Source organism: Streptosporangium sp. NPDC002524 (assembly GCF_040295985.1).
In the GTDB taxonomy this organism is placed as follows: domain Bacteria; phylum Actinomycetota; class Actinomycetes; order Streptosporangiales; family Streptosporangiaceae; genus Streptosporangium.
Genome location: NZ_JBEOWK010000029.1, coordinates 1 through 17,263 on the forward strand (window position 1 = coordinate 1; position 17,263 = coordinate 17,263).

The following is a 17,263-nucleotide window of genomic DNA, read 5'->3' on the forward strand; positions in this document are numbered from 1 at the left end:
ACCGGCACATGCCCCACCTGCCACCGCGACATACCCGCCACCGCCGTACGACCAGAACACCACCCACCCGAACCAACCTAACGAAGTACTACTAGCGCACCGACACGGAACCGCCGGCGGAGTCGACGGGCCTCTGGCTCTCACCGGCGCCCAGGCTTCCGAACACCGCCAGCACGGCCATCGTGAGTCCGAGGATGGCGCGGATAGCGTTCCTCATGGTTCTCGACCTCCAAGATATTTTGAAGGTTTTCCCCTTCCCCCCGCGCCCTCATCTATCCCCGATGCTGTCAAGCCAGCGGTCAAAAGCGCTTATGTCAGGCGCCGAGCTGGGCGGCCTCGGCCCGAAGTTTCTCGCCCTTGGCGTGAGCCTGATCCTTGAGGGCACGCTGGAACGCCTCCATCCTCGTCCGCAGCCCCTCGTCGGCGGCGGCGAGGATCCGCACGGCCAGCAGGCCCGCGTTGCGGGCGCCGCCGACGGCGACGGTCGCGACGGGGACCCCCGCGGGCATCTGGACGATCGAGAGGAGGGAGTCGAGGCCGTCGAGATACTTCAGCGGGACCGGGACACCGATCACCGGCAGCAGGGTCACCGACGCGAGCATGCCCGGCAGGTGGGCGGCTCCCCCGGCACCCGCGATGATCACCTTCAGCCCGCGCCCGGCCGCCTCCGCGCCGTACGCGATCATCTCCTCGGGCATGCGGTGCGCGGAGACCACGTCGGCCTCGAACGCCACCCCGAACTCGGCCAGCGCCTCGGCGGCGAGTCTCATCACCGGCCAGTCGGAGTCGCTGCCCATGACGATGCCGACGGTGGTCATTGTGTCTCCTTGCCTCGCGGCCCGGTGGCCGCGCGCGTTCGCGGTGGTGCCGTGGTGAATGCCGGTACGGCGCGTCCGGTGGTGCGGGGGCTCCGGACGATCCCTGCGACCGTCCTTCCGACGGCCCGGCGGCTCAGGTGTATCTTCCCTCGGCGAGGTAGACGGCGGCGTGCCGGGCGCGCGCGCGGACCTCGTCCAGGTCGGTGCCCATCGCGGTGACGTGGCCGATCTTGCGGCCCGGCCGCACCTCCTTGCCGTAGAAGTGGACCTTGATTCCCGGGTCGTGGGCCATCACGTGCTCGTACCGGGAGAAGATGTCGGGGTCGTCGCCGCCCAGGAGGTTGGCCATCACCACGACGGGGGCGGTCGGCGCGGGCGACCCGAGCGGGAGGTCGAGGACCGCGCGCAGGTGCTGCTCGTACTGGGAGGTGCGGGCCCCGTCGATCGTCCAGTGGCCGCTGTTGTGCGGGCGCATGGCCAGCTCGTTCACCACCAGCCCCGAGGGGGTGGCGAACATCTCCACGGCGAGCAGCCCGGTCACGCCCAGCTCCTTGGCGATGGTCAGCGCGATCCGCTGGGCCACCGCGGCCCACTCGGGGTCGAGGCCGGGGGCGGGGGCGATCACCTCGACGCAGATGCCGTCGCGCTGGACGGTCTCCACCACCGGGTAGCTGACCCCCTGCCCGTGCGGCGACCTGGCGACCAGCACGGCGAGCTCCCGCTCGAACGGCACGAACCCCTCGGCCATCAGCGGCACCCCGGAGGCGAGGACCTCGGCCGCGTCGGCCGCGGAGCGGCAGATCCAGACGCCGCGCCCGTCGTAGCCGCCCCGGACCGCCTTGAGCACGACCGGCCAGCCGTTCTCCGCCGCGAACTCCTCGACGTCGGCGGCCGTCGCGACCCGCCGCCAGGGCGGGCAGGGAACGCCGATCGCGGTCAGCCGTTCGCGCATCACCGCCTTGTCCTGGGCGTGGACGAGCGCGCCGGCCCCGGGGTGCACCGCGAAGCCGTCCTCGGCCAGGGCCCGGACGTGCTCGGTGGGCACGTGCTCGTGGTCGAAGGTGACCGCGTCACACCCCTTGGCGAGGTCGCGCAGGTCGGCCAGGGACCGGTAGTCGCCCAGACGCACGTCGGCGATCACACGGGCGGCGCTCTCGTCGGTCGAGCCGGCCAGGACCCGCAGCTCGATGCCGAGGGCGATGGCCGCCTGCTGTGTCATCCGGGCCAGCTGGCCCGCTCCGATCACGCCGACGACGGGGCCGATGGGACTGGCCAAAGAAGGGCTGCTCACAGCGGTTAAGTTTACTGTCACGCCGTGCGCGGCCAAGCGGTGGGCGGACGGAGGGCGGCCTGGGGGCGGCCTGGGGGCGGGGGTCAGTCCGCCGTGAGGGTGGCGAGGCCGCGGCGCATGCCCGTCGTGACGAGCTTGGAACCGTTGCCGACGATCTCGGTGGCGACGAGCACGATCTCGGTCCCGGTCAGTTTCGCGGTCCTGGTCCTGCCGGTGAAACCGCGCAGGTCGGCCCGGCCGTAGATGGGACGGGCCAGCGCGGCGCGGCCCTGACGGGCCCTCTGCCGGTATTCGATCTCCAGGGCGTGGATGACCAGGGCGCCGCCCGTGGGCAGCAGCAGCGCGTGCCGGGGGCCGACGAGCAGGCGGACGTCGGCGGTGAGGCGGTCGGGCCGCGCGTTCGGCGGGCGCCTGACCAGCTCGTCGAAGAGAGCCCGGACCGGGTCGCCCCTGGGGAAGGTCACCCCGCTCACCCCCACCGGGTCGGTCAGGTAGGCCAGGTAGCGCTGCGGCACGAGACGGGCCCGCACCCCCGTGTCGGGGTCGTCGGCGGGGACCGCGCCGTCGGCCGGCTCGTGGATCTCGCCCTGGATCGGGATGGGGCCCGCGCCGAGCCGCCACTCGCCGTCCTCCCGGAGGAACAGGAAGTAGGCCGGGTCGGGCTCGCGGGCCAGGGCGACGAACCAGCTTTCCTCGTCGACGCCGGGCAGGTACAGCTCCACGTCGTCGTACGACTTCCTGGCGGGGGCTGGGCGGCCGTTCCGGGTCGCCTCACAGGCACGGCCGCCCAGCGCTCTCTCCGCCCAGGTGGTGAGCCTCTCGACGGTCGCGCAGTCCCGGTCGCGCCAGGCGTCGTCGAGCCTTCTCAGCTGCGCGAAGGCCTTGGACGCCTCGGCGAGCCGCACCCCGGCGGACGCCTCGCGCGACGGGCCGGTCCCGGGGGCGGTGTCCGGCGTGCCGCTCCGCGCGCCGCAGCCGGTCGCCATCGACAGACCGAGGATCAGGGCGAGGAGTCGGCGGCGCAAGGGTTGATCCCCGGGGTAGTGGCCGTCGCGTGCGGCAGTCCGTCTGGACCGATCACGGGAGGCGAAAGTTTCACGGAGCCTCCGACGATCTGAGGGATCAGCGTAACGGCCAGCGCCCCTGTTTATCCGGTGTTATACGACATTCGTGGAAAAAGTCCCTGCTGACGGCTATCGACATCAACGTGTCAACCTCGCGCGGATCACGCCTCCTCACCGGTAGCCTGGCCCGAAGAGTGTTCGAGGTCCTCCGACGCGGCGGATCAGCAGCCGACCCCCGAAAGGACCGTGCAGGAAACGTGGAGTTTCTCCGACATGCCTACCGGCGGCTCGCCGAGCTGGCGCGAGAGCTGGCGAAGTTCGGCACGATCGGCGCGGTCGCCTTCGTGATCGACACCGGCGGCACCAACCTGCTCAGGTTCGGCCTCGACTGGGGACCGCTCACCTCCAAGGTCATCGCCACGATCGTCGCGGCCACCTTCGCCTATCTCGGCAACCGCTACTGGACGTTCAGGCACCGGGAGCAGAGCGGCCTGGCCCGCGAATACTTCCTGTTCTTCCTCCTCAACGGCATCGGCCTGCTGATCTCGCTGCTGGTGATCGGCTTCGTGACCTACACCCTGGGCCTGCAGGACGCGCTGAGCTACAACATCGCCCTGCTCACCGGCACCGCCCTCGGGACCCTGTTCAGGTTCTGGTCGTACAAGAAGTGGGTCTTCCTGCCCGGCACGCCACCGGCCGAGGCCGTCCCCGGCGCGCCGCCCGCCCCGCCGGCGGCGCCGAACGGCCAGGTCAACGGGCACATGTTTCCCCTGAGCAAGACCTCGGAGGAGAACGCGCCGCCCCCCGGCCCGCGCTAGCGCACCCCGGGCCGGTCTCCGGCCCGCGGGACGCCCGAAGTCCCGGCCGGCGCCGGTACGCCCGCCGCCGGAGACCGAGAAACCACGCCCCGGAACCCCGCCGGAGCGCTCAGGCGGGCCCGCGCACGACGCGGTTCCTGCCCGGCTCGCCCACCTGGCGCAGGAAGAACGCGAACGCCGCCGGACGCGCCCGTACGAGCTCCAGGCGCCCCCCGTCGGCGGCGGCCAGCGCCCTGGCGAGGGGCAGGCCGAGACCCGTGCTGCCGCGCCCGCTCACGTTGCGTTCGAACACCCTGGGTGCGAGATCGTCGGGGATGCCGCTCCCCTGGTCCGCGACCTCGATCACGATGGACCTGTCCCTGGCACTGGTGGTCACCGTCACCGTGCCGCCGCCGTGTTCCAGCGAGTTCTCCAGCAGGGTGGAGACCACCTGGCCGATGCCGCCGCCGGTGCCCAGCGCCTGGAGACCTCGCGTGCCGACCAGGCTCAGCCGCCGCCCAGCCCTGCGGAACGCGGGGCCCCACTCGATGAACTGCTGATCGAGCAGCACGTCGAGCTCGACGATCTCGGACTGCGCCTGACGCTGCCGTCTGGCGGTGGCCAGCAGCTCGTCGATCACGGCGGTGAGCCGTTCGGCCTGCACGATGGCGGCCTCGCCCTCCTCCTTGACGATCCCCGGCTCGTCGGCGGCGGCGACGATCTCCTCAAGTCTCATGGTCAGGCCGGTGAGCGGGGTGCGGAGCTGGTGGGAGGCGTCGGTCGCGAACTCCCGCTCTCTGGCCAGGAGGTCGGAGATGCGGGTCGCGCTGCGGTCGAGCACCTCGGCCACCCGATCGAGCTCCTGGATGCCGTAACGGTGCTTGCTCGGTCTGGCGTCACCGGAACCGAGCCGCTCAGCGATCATCGCAAGGTCGCTGAGCGGTAACGTCAGGCGGCGCGACTGCACTATGGCGAGCCCGACCGCGACCGCGAGGGCAGCCGCGGCGAGTCCCAGGATGAGGAACAGCCACGCGCGGACCTCACGCTCCACTCCCGTCTTGTCCCGGCTGACCGCGACGTACACGCCGTTCTCCGACTGCGCGTCCTCGGTCATCTTCTGGCTCTCGGGGGGCTCGGTGCCCACCGTTATCACCTGGGGAGGTGTCCCCTTCGCGTAAATCTGGATGTAGAGATCGGAATACTTGCGTTCGAGCTGTTGCTCGTCGACCGGCTGGTCCTGGATCCGGGCGTACTCGACCTCCCCGAGCAGGCTTTTGGCATGGGAGGAGAGTTCCTGGGTCGCCTCCTCCTCGATGAGCCGGTTGACCGCCACACCGAGGGGAATGCCCAGCAGCAACACCCCGATGACCGCGACGAGGAGAGTTGAGGAGAGAAGACGGCGGCGCATCTCCTACTCGCGCTCGAACCTGAAGCCGACTCCTCGAACGGTGGTGATGTATCGGGGCTTGGCGGCGTCGTCGCCGAGTTTCCGGCGTAGCCAGGAGATGTGCATGTCCAGGGTCTTGGTCGAACCCCACCAGTTGGTGTCCCACACCTCGCGCATGATCTGCTCTCGGGTGACCACCTTTCCGGCGTCGCGGACCAGGACCCTCAGCAGGTCGAACTCCTTCGTGGTCAGGTGCAGCTCCTTGTCCCCCATCCACGCGCGACGGGAGTCGGCGTCGATGCGCACGCCCTGGACCACGGGCGTCTCGGACGTGCCGCGCCGCAGCAGCGCGCGGACGCGCGCCAGCAGCTCGGCGAGGCGGAACGGCTTGGTGACGTAGTCGTCGGCCCCGGCGTCGAGGCCCACCACCGTGTCGACCTCGTCGACGCGGGCGGTGAGGATCAGCACGGGAGTTCCGTGACCCTCGGCACGGATGCGCCGGGCCACCTCCAGGCCGTCCATCTCGGGCAGGCCCAGGTCGAGAACGATCAGGTCGATGCCACCTGACAGCGCCCGCTCCAGAGCCTGCGGGCCGTCAGGGCTCACCTCTACTTGATAACCCTCGCGGCGCAGGGCTCGAGCCAGCGGCTCGGAAATCGAGGTGTCATCCTCGGCGAGTAGTACACAGGTCATGTTGCGATCGTAGGACCTTAGGGGATCGTTTCCCGGGTACAGCGCGCGGTTTGACTCGTCGTTGACCTATCCATTGACCTGGGCAAACACTGATAAATCCCGGATAGTCATCCCGCAACGGCCGGGCGCCACGGAGTAGGTCTCCCGCATTGGAAGTCCCTCGAAAGCACAGGACCGCCAAAGGATCGACGGACAAAGCAGAACACGCCCTACCGGAGGGGATCCGGCGGGCGTGTTCTGCTCGATTCACCTCAAGACGCCGACGGCGGCTCGGTGTAGCGGGCGAGGTAGAGCTGCTCCCCGAGACTCCCGATGAGACCCAGCTCGGTCTCCAGGTAGTCGATGTGGTGCTCCTCGTCGGCGAGGATCTCCTCGAAGAGGCGGGCGGAGGTGGCGTCGCCCTTCTCCCGCATCAGGGTGATCGCCGGCTTCAGCCGGGTGACCACCTCCAGCTCGACGTCCAGGTCGGCGCGGAGCTGCTCGGCGACGGTCTGGCCGATGTGCAGGGTGCCCAGCTTCTGGTAGTTGGGCAGGCCTTCAAGGAAGAGGATGCGGTCGGTCAGCTTCTCCGCGTGGCGCATCTCGTCGATGGACTCTTCGCGGGTGTATTTGGCCAGCCTGGTATATCCCCAGTTCTCCTGCATCTTGGCGTGCAGGAAGTACTGGTTGATCGCGGTCAGCTCCGCGGTCAGCTGCTCGTTGAGCAGTTCGATGATTTTCTTGTCGCCCTGCATGGCGGGCTCCTCGTGCTATGCGGTCGGCATCAAATCTTCGGACCGCTTTAGGATCGCACAGATTTTTCGCACGCAAGAAGCGCAGTCGCCACCGGCACCCGTGGCATCGCGGATCTGACGCGCGCTCCTGGCACCTGCCGAGATGCAGTCGTGCACCTCGTTCTCGGTGACCGCGCGGCAGACGCATACGTACACGGTGATGCGACCTCTCTGGAGACTACCATAGGTTAGGCACACCTAAGCTAGCTCATTTGGTAAGGCTTGCCTATATGAACTGGGACACACATTCTTAATATCGCCGTCACGGGCACGAATTTCCCGCCGGAAACGCGAACGCGCCCCGGCGGAAACCGGGGCGCGTGATCGGATCGAACGCGGCGGGAAGCGGCGCGGCGGCGGACGCGGATCAGCGGTGGATCAGCGGCGCATCAGCGGTGGATCAGCGGTGGATCAGCGGTGGATCAATGGCGGGTCAGTGGCCTCTGGCCAGCCATTCCTCCAGGTGTCCCGACTCCGCGCCGATGGAGGTGGAGGCGCCGTGACCGGTGTGCACGGCCGTCCCCGGCGGCAGGGCGAGCAGCCGGTTCTTGATCGACTCGATGATCGTGTCGAAGGAGGAGAAGGACCTCCCCGTCGCGCCGGGACCGCCGTTGAACAGGGTGTCACCGGTGAAGACCGCGCCGATGTCCGCTCCGTACAGGCAGACCGCTCCCGGGGCGTGGCCCGGCGTGTGCAGCACGGTCAGCTCGATCCCCCCGGCCGAGAGCACCTGCCCGTCCTCCAGCGGGGTGTACGGCAGGTCGGGGTAGACCATCTCCCACAGCACCTGGTCGGCCGGGTGGAGCAGGATCGGCGCGCCCGTCCGCGCGGAGAGGTCGGCCGCCGCGTCGATGTGGTCGTTGTGCGCGTGGGTGCAGACGATCGCCCTGACCTCGCGGTCACCGACCCGCTCGGCGATCGCGGCGGCGTCGTGCGCGGCGTCGACGACGACGACCTCGCTGGCCGAGCCGACGATCCAGACGTTGTTGTCGACGTCCCACGTCCCGCCGTCCAGCGAGAACGTGCCGGAGGTGACGACTCTGTCGATCACAGGACCACCACCGAGCGCAGGACCTCGCCGCGGTGCATCTTGGCGAAGGCGTCCTCGACGTCGCCGATGCCGATCGTCTCGGAGACGAAGCGGTCGAGGTCGAGCCGCCCCTGGAGGTAGAGGTCGATGAGCATGGGGAAGTCGCGGCTGGGCAGGCAGTCGCCGTACCAGGAGGACTTCAGCGCGCCGCCCCGGCCGAAGACGTCCAGCAGCGGCAGCTCCAGCGTCATGTCCGGGGTGGGCACCCCGACCAGGACCACGGTCCCGGCGAGGTCGCGGGCGTAGAAGGCCTGCTTGTACGTCTCGGGGCGGCCGACCGCCTCGATGACCACGTCGGCGCCGTTGCCCCCGGTGAGCTCCTTGACCGTCTCGACCACGTCGGCGGTGCGGGAGTTGACCGTGTGGGTGGCGCCGAAGTCCTTGGCCCAGCCGAGCTTGCGGTCGTCCACGTCCACCGCGATGATCTTCGAGGCGCCCGCGAGCCGGGCCCCCAGGATGGCCGCGTCGCCGACGCCGCCGCACCCGATGACCGCCACGCTGTCGCCGCGGGTCACCCCGCCGGTGTTGATCGCGGCGCCGATTCCGGCCATCACCCCGCAGCCCAGCAGCCCGGCCACCTGGGCCGGTGCCAGCGGGTCGACCTTGGTGCACTGCCCGGCCGCGACGAGGGTCTTCTCGACGAAGGCGCCGATGCCCAGGGCCGGGCTGAGCGGCGTGCCGTCCTCCAGGGTCATCTTCTGGGCGGCGTTGTGGGTGTTGAAGCAGTACCAGGGACGGCCCCTCAGGCACGCCCGGCAGTCGCCGCACACGGCCCGCCAGTTCAGGATCACGAAGTCGCCGGGGGCCACCTCGGTGACGCCCTCGCCGACGGCCTCGACCACCCCGGCCGCCTCGTGGCCGAGCAGGAACGGGAACTCGTCGTTGATGCCGCCCTCGCGGTAGTGCAGGTCCGTGTGGCAGACGCCACAGGCCTGGACCGTCACCACGGCCTCGCCGGGGCCCGGATCGGGCACGATGACGGTCTCCAGCGAGACGGGCTCGCCCTTGCCACGCGCGACCACGCCTTGCACGGTGTACGGCATGTCCTGCACCTCATCTGTCATGGTTTCGGCCCTCGCGGGCCCGCTTGCCGATCGGACGGCCCTGGGGCGCCGGCCTCAATGATTACCAGCCCTGCGTAGCACGTACGGCTGCACCACCCCAAGCCCGCGGGCCGGGCGCTGGCGGATGCGGCCGACCTCGACGCCGGGCGTGTCCCGCAGCGCCTCGGCCAGCCTGTCGTCGGCGACGACGGTGCCGGGGCGGGCGATGGCGGTGAGCCTGGCCGCCAGGTTCACGGTGGTGCCGAAGACGTCGCCCATGATCGGCAGCACCGGGCCGTACGCCAGCCCGATGCGCACGTCGGGGCCGTACTGGCGGATCGCGCCGACCAGGTCCAGGGCGATCGTCGCGGCCGTCCGCGGGTCGGCCGCGGTGAAGAACACCTCGTCGCCGAGGGTCTTGACCATCCGCCCCCCGTGCTCGGCGACGACGTCGGAGGCCCGCGACTCGAAGCCCTCGACCAGCTCGGCCAGGCCCCGTTCGTCGAGCTCGCGGGAGACCCGGGTGAAGGAGACCAGGTCGGCGAAGCCCACCGCGAGGGTGAGCCGGGCCGGCACGATCTCGTCGGTGAGGTCGGCGAGCGCCAGCAGGCGGGTCCCGGCGGCGGCGAGCTGGGCGCGCCAGACGTGGACCAGCACCTTCTCGAAGTCGGGCAGCAGCCTGCGCGAGGTCTCCATGACCGCCGCCAGGTCCTCGTCGGTGGGCCGGCGGCCGGGGTCGAGCATCGCGCCGATCATGATCTCGGCCTGCCACTGGGCGAGCCTCGCCGTCGTCTGGCCGAGTGCCCTCGACATCCGGATGACGGTCCGGTCGTCCAGCAGGCCGCTCTCCATCATCGTCCGGACCCGCTCCAGCACGGCCACGTCCGCGTCGGTGAAGGCCACGGTGTCGTCGGGGAGCGTGGCGAACCCCAGCGCGCGCCAGATCCGCTCGGTGAGCTCCTGCGGCACCCGGGCCAGGCTCGCCACCTGGATCCGGGTGTACTGGGGGGACGCTCCGACGAAGAGGCGCTCGATCCGCTCGGCCGTCGGGCGCCCGGCGGGGACCTCCGCCCCGTCCCCGCCCTCCCCCAGGCCCAGGAGGTCACGCCCCATGGGTCACCGCCCGCCGGGTTCCGAGGGCTCCCCGTCGGCCGCTTCGTCGATCGCGCGGAACAGCTCGGCCCGCACCTCCTGGATCCGGGGAATGTCGCGCAGCGTGATCCGGCCGTGGTCGCCCGCCGACTCGACGACCAGCGTGCCGGAGCCGAAGAGCCTCTCCACGAGGGTCTGGTCGGCGCTGACCGTGTTCACCTTGGCCATCGGGATGTCGTCGACGGAGGTGTTCAGCACCCCCGTGCCGATGGTGAACCGGTGCGAGGTGAGGACGTACGAGGTGTTCTTCCAGCGCAGGTACGGGACGAACGACCACACGGTCAGCAGGCCGACGGCGACCACGGCCACCGCGATGAGCGCGTAGGACCGGTACTCGAAGTCGGGCATGAAGAAAAGAGCGGCGCCGGACCCCACGATGATCAGGATCAACGCGAGGAACGGGCCGATAAGTCGCTTCCAGTGAGGGTGGAACGACCTGATCCGTCGCTCCCCCTCCGTCATGTGGTGATCGGGTAGACCCATGGGGCAAATCGTGGCACGTCAACATGCTCCACGTCATGAGCTGTGGGGTCGAACATGCACGACGTCGCCCGCGCTGAGCGTGTGCTCCTCTCCCTTGGAGCTGACGACCAGGCGTCCGGCGCGGTCGACACCGGTGGCGGTGCCGGTGAGCACCCGCTCGCCGGGCAGCTCCACCCTGACCTCCCGCCCGACCGTGGCGCTGACCGCGAGGTAGGCGGCCCGCAGGCCGCAGGCCTCGACGTCGCCGTTCGCCTCCGACCACTCGCGGTAGTGGGTCTCGATCTCCCGCAGCACCGCGCGCAGGATCGGGTCGCGGTCGGCGCAGGCGGCCTCCTCGATGGCGAGGGAGGTGGCGGTCTCCACCGGCAGCTCCTCGGGGCGCACGCTCACGTTGAGGCCGACGCCCACGATCACCGCGCTGTCGATCCGCTCGGCGAGCACCCCGGCGAGCTTGCGCTCGCCGATCAGCAGGTCGTTGGGCCACTTGAGGCGTACGTCGACCTCGGCGACCTTCCGCACGGCCGACGCGACCGCCAGGCCGACGAGCAGGGGCAGCCACCCCTGCTCGGACAGGGGCGGGTCGGGACGCAGGAGGACCGAGAACGTCAGGCTCGAACGAGGCGGAGCGCTCCAGACGCGGCCGAGCCTGCCGCGACCGGCGAACTGGGACTCGGCGACGACGACGGCGCCCTGCCGCGCGCCGTCGCGGACGGCGTGCGCGAGGTCGGCGTTGGTCGATCCGGTCCTGGTGACCACGGAGACGCCGGACCAGAGTCCGCCGGGACGGACCAGCGCGCGGGTGAGCGCCGCCTGGGAGAGCGGCGGGCGGTCGAGATCAGTGAAGGGCGAGTCGAGCACTTAGCCATCTTGCCTCCACTAACGACCCCCTGTTACCGAATTAATCCAATGACCAGGGAATACTGTTGTCGAAGTCTGGGTGGGCGGGCAAGGACCGGCTTTCCGACGGGGCGGGAAACCGTTCAGACGGCGGCGAAAAGAGATGATGAACGCATGAGCAGACATCTCCCCGTACAGAACGGCGCTGACATGGCCGACGCGGCTGAGGTGGCCGGCGCGGCTGAGGTGGTCGAGGCGGCCGAGGTGGTCGAGGTGGTCGAGGTGGTCGAGGTGGCTGGTGTGGCCGGCGCGGCCGACGCTCCGGCCCCCGGGGTGGATCCGGGCTCAGGGGCGGATGCGGGCTTCGAGGTGGATCCTGGCTTCGAGGTGGTGGAGGTCGTGCGGAGGCCGGGGCCCACCACCCGGGCGCGGGTCGGGCAGATGCGGTCGGGGACGATCCGCGAGCGCCGGGACGACCTGGCCACCGAGGAGCCGCTGGAGATCCGCGTCCAGGCGGGCGAGGAGCGCCGCACGGTCGCGATCACCATGCGCACCCCCGGACACGACTTCGAGCTGGCCGCCGGGTTCCTGTACGGCGAGGGCGTCGCGGCTCCGGCGGACATCGGGTCCATCGCCTACTGCACCGACGAGGACGTGCCTCCGGAGGCGCGCTACAACACGGTGACCGTACGGCTGCGCGGCGACGGGCTGCCCGACCTGCCCTCGCTCGACCGGCACTTCATGACGTCGAGCGCGTGCGGCGTCTGCGGCACCGCCAGCCTCGACGCCCTGCGCGGCCGGTGCTCGCCGCTGCCCGGCCAGGAGGGCCAGGAGGACGTGCTGGTCTCCCCCGAGGTCCTGTACGGCCTGCCCGGCAGGCTGAGGAGCGCCCAGGGGATCTTCGGCAAGACCGGCGGGCTGCACGCGGCCGGTCTGTTCACCGCCGGGGGCGAGCCGCTCGCGGTCCGCGAGGACGTGGGGCGGCACAACGCGCTGGACAAGCTGGTCGGCTGGGCCATGATGACCGGGAGGCTGCCGCTGGGCGGGCACGTGCTCATGGTCAGCGGGCGGACCAGCTACGAGATCATGCAGAAGGCCCTCACGGCGGGCCTGCCGGTCGTCTGCGCGGTCTCCGCGCCGTCCTCCCTCGCCGTGGACCTGGCCAGGGAGTTCGGGATGACGCTGGTCGGCTTCCTGCGCGAGGAGCGCTTCAACCTCTACGCGGGGGCGCACCGCATCGGTCCCTGAGCCTCCGCCCGCTTCCCGGAACACCCCGTACCGGCCGTGAGCCGCCGGACGCTCCCCGGACACCCCGGAGCGCCCCGGTCCCGAACCACCACCTACCCCCGGAACACCTCAGAGCGTCCCGTACCGGCCGCTGAGGCGCCCGCTCCGGCCCTCGAAGAACCCTCCTGGCCGGGAAGTTCACTCCCGTCCTGAATCGCCGGTATCGGCCTCTGAGCCGTCCGCCCGGGACCGGAGGGGCCCCAGGCGGACGGCTCGGGGGTCAGCCGGTGTTCTGCAGGCCCGCCGCGACGCCGTTGACCGACAGGAGCAGCAGCGTGGACAGGCGCTCGCGCTCGTCCTCCGACAGCCCCTCGTCGGCGCGGAGGGTGGACAGGGCGCGCAGCTGCAGGTGGGAGAGGGCGTCCACGTACGGGTCGCGGAGCTGCACCGCGCGGGACAGGACCTTGCGGTCCTCCAGCAGCCGGGTGTGGCCGGTGATCTCCAGGACCAGGCGGCGCGTCAGGTCGTACTCGGCCAGGACCTGCTCGACGAAGTCGTCCCTGGCGCCGAGCGCGAGGTAGCGGGCGGCGATGTCGCGGTCGGTCTTGGCCAGCGACATCTCCACGTTGTCCAGCAGCGAGGCGAACAGCGGCCACTCGCGGTAGGCGGCGCGCAGCTCGTCCAGGCCGGACTCGGAGATCACCGCCTCCAGGCCGCTGCCCAGGCCGTACCAGCCCGGCAGGTTGACCCGGGTCTGGGCCCAGGCGAACACCCACGGGATGGCCCGCAGGTCGTCCAGGGACCGGGGGGCGCCGAGGCCGCGCCGGGCGGGGCGGGAGCCCAGGCGGAGCGAGCCGATCTCCTCCAGCGGGCTGACCAGGGAGAACCACTCGGGGAAGCCGGGCGCCTCGGTGAGCCGCCGGTAGGCCTTCTCCGAGGCGGAGGCGACCTGCCCGGCCACGCCGCGGAAGCGCCCGGCCGCGTCGGCCGTACGGGCCTCGATGGACGGGGTGGAGGCGAGCAGCACCGCCGAGGTGACCTGCTCCATGTGGCGGCGGGCGATGGCGTCGTGGCCGTAGCGGGCGAAGATGACCTCGCCCTGCTCGGTGACCTTGAACCTGCCGCCGACCGAGCCCGGGGCCTGCGCGAGGACGGCCCGGTTGGCCGGTCCGCCGCCCCGGCCCAGGGCGCCGCCCCGGCCGTGGAACAGCGTGAGCGGCACGTCGTGCTCGTCCGACCAGGCGGCCAGCGCCTCCTGGGCCTCGTACAGCTTCAGGGTCGCGGCGGCCGGGCCGAGTTCCTTGGCGGAGTCGGAGTAGCCGAGCATGACCTCCAGGCGCCGGTCGGCGGCGAGCCTGGCCTGTACGGCCGGGATCTCCAGCATCCCCGACAGCACGGCCGGAGCGGCGGCCAGGTCGGCGCCCGACTCGAACAGCGGGACCACGTCGAGCCGGGGCGCCCGGTCGCCCAGCGCGTGCGCGGCCAGCGTGTGGACCGCGGCGATGTCGTCGGCCGAACGGGTGAAGGAGACGACGTAGCGGGAGCAGGCGGTCACCCCGAACCGCTCCTGGATCCAGGCGATCGTGCGGATCGTGGCCAGGACCTCCTCGGTCCGCTCGGAGGTGCGCCCGGCGGCGATCTCCTCCAGCGCGGCGGCGTGGACCTGCGAGTGCTGGCGGACCTCCAGCTCGGCCAGGTGGAAGCCGAAGGTCTCCACCTGCCAGATGAGGTGCTGCAGCTCCCCGTACGCCTGCCGGTTCGACCCGGCCTCGACCAGCGAGTCCTGGGCCGTGCGCAGGTCGGTCAGGAGCTGCTCGGGCGAGCGGTAGGCCAGGTCGAGGCCGCGCTGGCGGGTCGCCGCGATGCGGGCGGCGACGAACATCAGCCACTGCCGGTGCGGCTCCCTCGGGGAGCGGGTGGCCATCTCCGAGACCACGTCGGGGTGGTCGTTCACCGCGCTCGACAGCGCGGCCCGCAGCCCGGCGGAGGCGGGGGTGTAGTCGGCGGTGAGGGTGAGGGAGCGGCCGATCCTGAGCGTCGCGTTCTCCAGGGCGATCAGCACGTGCTCGGCCTGGATGAGCACGGCGTCCCTGGTCACCTTGGAGGTGACGTTCGGGTTGCCGTCGCGGTCGCCGCCGATCCAGCTGCCGTACCTGATGAAGGCGCGGGCCCTCGGCTTCCCGGTGCCGGCCCCGCCGCCGAGCGCGGCGTCCAGGGCGCGGTAGACCTGCGGGACCACCCGGAAGAGGGTCTCGTCGAAGGCCGCCATCGCGGTGCGGACCTCGTCCAGCGGGTCGAGCTTGGTGGAGCGCAGCTGGGCGGTCCGCCACAGCAGGTCGATCTCCTCCAGCAGCCGCCGCCGGGTCTCCGCCCGCTCGGCCGCGCCCCTGTCGGAGCTGTTGTACGCGGCGAGCTGGCCGCTGATGCGCTGGATCGCGGTGACCACGGCGCGCCTGCGGGCCTCGGTGGGGTGCGCGGTCAGCACGGGGTGCAGGCGCAGCCCCTCGACCAGGTCGGCGACCTTGTCGTCGCCGAGTTCCTGGACGGCCTGGGCCAGGGACTCCGGCAGCGGCTCCTCGCCGGTGTCGCGGACCCTGAGGGTGCGGATCCTGAAGTGCTCCTCGGCCAGGTTCGCCAGGTGGAAGTAACAGGTGAACGCGCGGGCGATCTGCACCGCGCGGTCGATCGGCCACTCGGCCACCATCGCGGTGATCTCGTCGACCGACACCTGCTTTCTGCGGGCCCCGATGACGGCCTTTCGCAGCCGTTCGACATCGGCGAGCAGGTCATCGCCGCCATGCTCGGCGATGACCTGCCCCAGGAGCTCACCGAGCAGTCGCACGTCCGCGCGCAGCTCGTCGGGCATCTCGGTGACAGCGGTGGAACGCTCTGCCTGATGGGACACGGTGGCGGGCATGCCCGCCAGCGTACCCAGTCCGTTTTGTCGAACGGAGACCGGTCTCACCCATTGGACTAGACCACTCGGAGGGCCGTTCACGGGCCGTTCAGACAGCCCTGGGACGAGTGTCAGGTGGCCACGGAGGTCGCCTCCAGGAGTGCCGGATACCGGGCGAAGGCGATCTTCGCCGCGACCCTCCGGCCGCCCCAGGAGAACAGCAGCCCGTACGGCACCGCCAGCACGCCCACCCACGTGAGACCCGCCAGGACCGGCAGGACGACGGGCAGCGCGAGCAGGCCGGTGCCGATCAGCGCGCCGAACGACGCCACGAAGGCGATGCCGCCCTGCCCCGGGGCCGCGCCGGTGAAGGCGTTCAGCCGCTCGGGCACGGTGTACGGCATCAGCACGCTGGTCAGCGCGCCCACGCCGAGCCCGGCCCCGAGGACGCCCCAGGCGGTGAGCGCGGCCGGGACCGCCCAGGCGATGTTCCCGGCGAGCAGGGCCGCGACCGTGGCGAGCACGAGCAGCAGCGGGACCGCGATCGTCGCCACGGCCAGGTGCCGCCCGGCGATGTCGGTGCGCCAGTCGCGGTCGGTGCCGTAGGCGACGGCGTTCGTCCACAGGGAGCGGCCGTCGATGCCGAAGGCGTTGCACCCCTGGATACCGATCATCACCGCGCCGAGGCAGGCGGGGAGGATCACGAGGAAGCTCCCGGTCGCGCCCTCGCCGTCTCCGTACATCGAGAAGGCCATGATGCCCGCGACCGCGACGGCGGCGAACCAGCCGACCCTGCCCCGCGGGTCGCGGCGGGCGTACCTGAGCTCCTTGCCCGCGACCGCGGCGAGCGGGCCGTCGGGCAGGATCCTGGCCAGCAGGCCCTGGGAGTTTCGCACCGACGCGCCCTGGGTGGAGGCGTCGGGGGAGACCAGGGAGCGGCGCAGCGCCGCGATCCACAGCCACCCGGCCCCGGCGACCAGGACCGCGAGCAGGGCCGACCCCGCGACCGCGAGGAGGCCGCCGTCGGCGACGGCGCGGGCCGCGACGCCGGAGGGGGTCCAGCTCAGCACCGAGGCGACGTCGCGCAGCATCGCCCCGGGGTCCGTCAGGCCGCCGTTGAGCAGCAGGTTCGGCAGCTGGGCCGCCAGGATGAAGAAGACGACCGAGACGGCCAGCACGTCGCGGCCCCTGCGGGTGCGCAGGATCCCCGACAGCGACGTGGTGACCAGCCGGGAGAGCGTGACGCAGAGCGCGAAGTGGAGCAGCACCGCGACCGCGCCCAGGATCACCCCGCCGATCCCGGTGGCGAGGCCCGCCACGGCCCCGGCCATCACGGCCAGCGAGGCGAGCGGCCACACTCCGGTGACCGAGGCGGCGAACATGCCCGCGGCCAGCCGGCCGGTCCCCAGCGGGAACAGCGCCAGGCGCGACGGGTCGAGCGTGTCGTCCAGCCCGAACGCGAGCAGCGGCACGACCGCCCAGCCCACCAGGAAGACGGTGAACAGCACGGTCACGGCATCCAGGGCCACGTCCGCGGGCGCGAGGCGCAGCGAGGCCGTCGCCAGGAAGCCGAGGGTGCCGAAGAGGAACGCGGCGATCACCGTGAAGACGAACCCCAGCAGGCGCTGGGTGCTGCCGCTCAGGTTCCCGGCGACGAGCCGCAGCTTGAGCCGCACGAACACCATGGGCCCGACCCGCACGGTCCCCACACC

General features: G+C 71.4%; 17 protein-coding genes. 2 read left to right on the top strand and 15 right to left on the bottom strand.

Features of this window, described 5'->3' with window-relative positions:
* Positions 1-91: 91 nt before the first annotated feature.
* From ABT053_RS35900 to ABT053_RS35915, 4 genes are all read right to left on the bottom strand, one after another.
* Positions 92-217, bottom strand: coding sequence for a hypothetical protein (locus ABT053_RS35900; protein ID WP_350975362.1), 126 nt, complete (start codon positions 215-217; stop codon positions 92-94).
* Between the two features lie 97 nt (positions 218-314).
* On the bottom strand, positions 315-818 hold the full coding sequence (purE, locus tag ABT053_RS35905) for a 5-(carboxyamino)imidazole ribonucleotide mutase (RefSeq protein ID WP_350975363.1): 504 nt from the start codon (positions 816-818) through the stop codon (positions 315-317).
* A gap of 133 nt (positions 819-951) precedes the next feature.
* The gene (locus ABT053_RS35910; protein ID WP_502991959.1) at positions 952-2,037 is read right to left on the bottom strand and encodes a 5-(carboxyamino)imidazole ribonucleotide synthase; all 1,086 of its coding nucleotides are present in this window, start codon (positions 2,035-2,037) and stop codon (positions 952-954) included.
* 155 nt (positions 2,038-2,192) lie between these two features.
* Positions 2,193-3,134: a hypothetical protein gene (locus ABT053_RS35915; RefSeq protein ID WP_350975366.1), complete on the bottom strand. Its 942-nt coding sequence runs from the start codon at positions 3,132-3,134 to the stop codon at positions 2,193-2,195.
* 296 nt (positions 3,135-3,430) lie between these two features.
* On the opposite strand from ABT053_RS35915, the gene ABT053_RS35920 reads away from it, so the two are divergent.
* Positions 3,431-3,991, top strand: a complete 561-nt coding sequence (locus tag ABT053_RS35920; protein ID WP_350975367.1) for a GtrA family protein — start codon at positions 3,431-3,433, stop codon at positions 3,989-3,991.
* Positions 3,992-4,100: 109 nt separating this feature from the next.
* Here ABT053_RS35920 and ABT053_RS35925 read toward each other — a convergent pair whose 3' ends face one another.
* From ABT053_RS35925 to ABT053_RS35965, 9 genes are all read right to left on the bottom strand, one after another.
* Entirely contained in the window at positions 4,101-5,378 is a 1,278-nt protein-coding gene (locus ABT053_RS35925; RefSeq protein ID WP_350975368.1) for an ATP-binding protein, read from the bottom strand.
* Positions 5,379-5,381: 3 nt separating this feature from the next.
* On the bottom strand, positions 5,382-6,050 hold the full coding sequence (locus tag ABT053_RS35930; protein WP_012888073.1) for a response regulator transcription factor: 669 nt from the start codon (positions 6,048-6,050) through the stop codon (positions 5,382-5,384).
* Between the two features lie 251 nt (positions 6,051-6,301).
* On the bottom strand, positions 6,302-6,784 hold the full coding sequence (gene bfr / locus ABT053_RS35935) for a bacterioferritin (protein ID WP_350975370.1): 483 nt from the start codon (positions 6,782-6,784) through the stop codon (positions 6,302-6,304).
* Between the two features lie 15 nt (positions 6,785-6,799).
* The gene (locus ABT053_RS35940; RefSeq protein ID WP_350975371.1) at positions 6,800-7,021 is read right to left on the bottom strand and encodes a (2Fe-2S)-binding protein; all 222 of its coding nucleotides are present in this window, start codon (positions 7,019-7,021) and stop codon (positions 6,800-6,802) included.
* 235 nt (positions 7,022-7,256) lie between these two features.
* Positions 7,257-7,874: an MBL fold metallo-hydrolase gene (locus ABT053_RS35945; RefSeq protein WP_350975372.1), complete on the bottom strand. Its 618-nt coding sequence runs from the start codon at positions 7,872-7,874 to the stop codon at positions 7,257-7,259.
* Entirely contained in the window at positions 7,871-8,956 is a 1,086-nt protein-coding gene (locus ABT053_RS35950; protein ID WP_350975514.1) for an S-(hydroxymethyl)mycothiol dehydrogenase, read from the bottom strand. The genes ABT053_RS35945 and ABT053_RS35950 overlap by 4 nt, the downstream gene beginning before the upstream one ends.
* A gap of 75 nt (positions 8,957-9,031) precedes the next feature.
* On the bottom strand, positions 9,032-10,069 hold the full coding sequence (locus tag ABT053_RS35955) for an adenylate/guanylate cyclase domain-containing protein (RefSeq protein WP_350975374.1): 1,038 nt from the start codon (positions 10,067-10,069) through the stop codon (positions 9,032-9,034).
* 3 nt (positions 10,070-10,072) lie between these two features.
* Positions 10,073-10,591, bottom strand: coding sequence for a PH domain-containing protein (locus ABT053_RS35960; protein WP_350975375.1), 519 nt, complete (start codon positions 10,589-10,591; stop codon positions 10,073-10,075).
* A 33-nt stretch (positions 10,592-10,624) separates the two neighbouring features.
* Positions 10,625-11,449, bottom strand: a complete 825-nt coding sequence (locus ABT053_RS35965) for a biotin--[acetyl-CoA-carboxylase] ligase (RefSeq protein WP_350975377.1) — start codon at positions 11,447-11,449, stop codon at positions 10,625-10,627.
* A gap of 153 nt (positions 11,450-11,602) precedes the next feature.
* On the opposite strand from ABT053_RS35965, the gene fdhD reads away from it, so the two are divergent.
* Positions 11,603-12,676, top strand: coding sequence for a formate dehydrogenase accessory sulfurtransferase FdhD (gene fdhD, locus ABT053_RS35970; RefSeq protein WP_350975378.1), 1,074 nt, complete (start codon positions 11,603-11,605; stop codon positions 12,674-12,676).
* A gap of 259 nt (positions 12,677-12,935) precedes the next feature.
* On the opposite strand, the gene ABT053_RS35975 is transcribed toward fdhD, so the two are convergent.
* Together ABT053_RS35975 and ABT053_RS35980 are read right to left on the bottom strand one after the other, a co-directional pair.
* Positions 12,936-15,572 (bottom strand): phosphoenolpyruvate carboxylase, encoded by a 2,637-nt coding sequence (locus tag ABT053_RS35975; protein WP_350975379.1) that lies wholly within the window; start codon positions 15,570-15,572, stop codon positions 12,936-12,938.
* 110 nt (positions 15,573-15,682) lie between these two features.
* The gene (locus ABT053_RS35980) at positions 15,683-17,251 is read right to left on the bottom strand and encodes a hypothetical protein (RefSeq protein WP_350975381.1); all 1,569 of its coding nucleotides are present in this window, start codon (positions 17,249-17,251) and stop codon (positions 15,683-15,685) included.
* Positions 17,252-17,263: the final 12 nt, after the last annotated feature.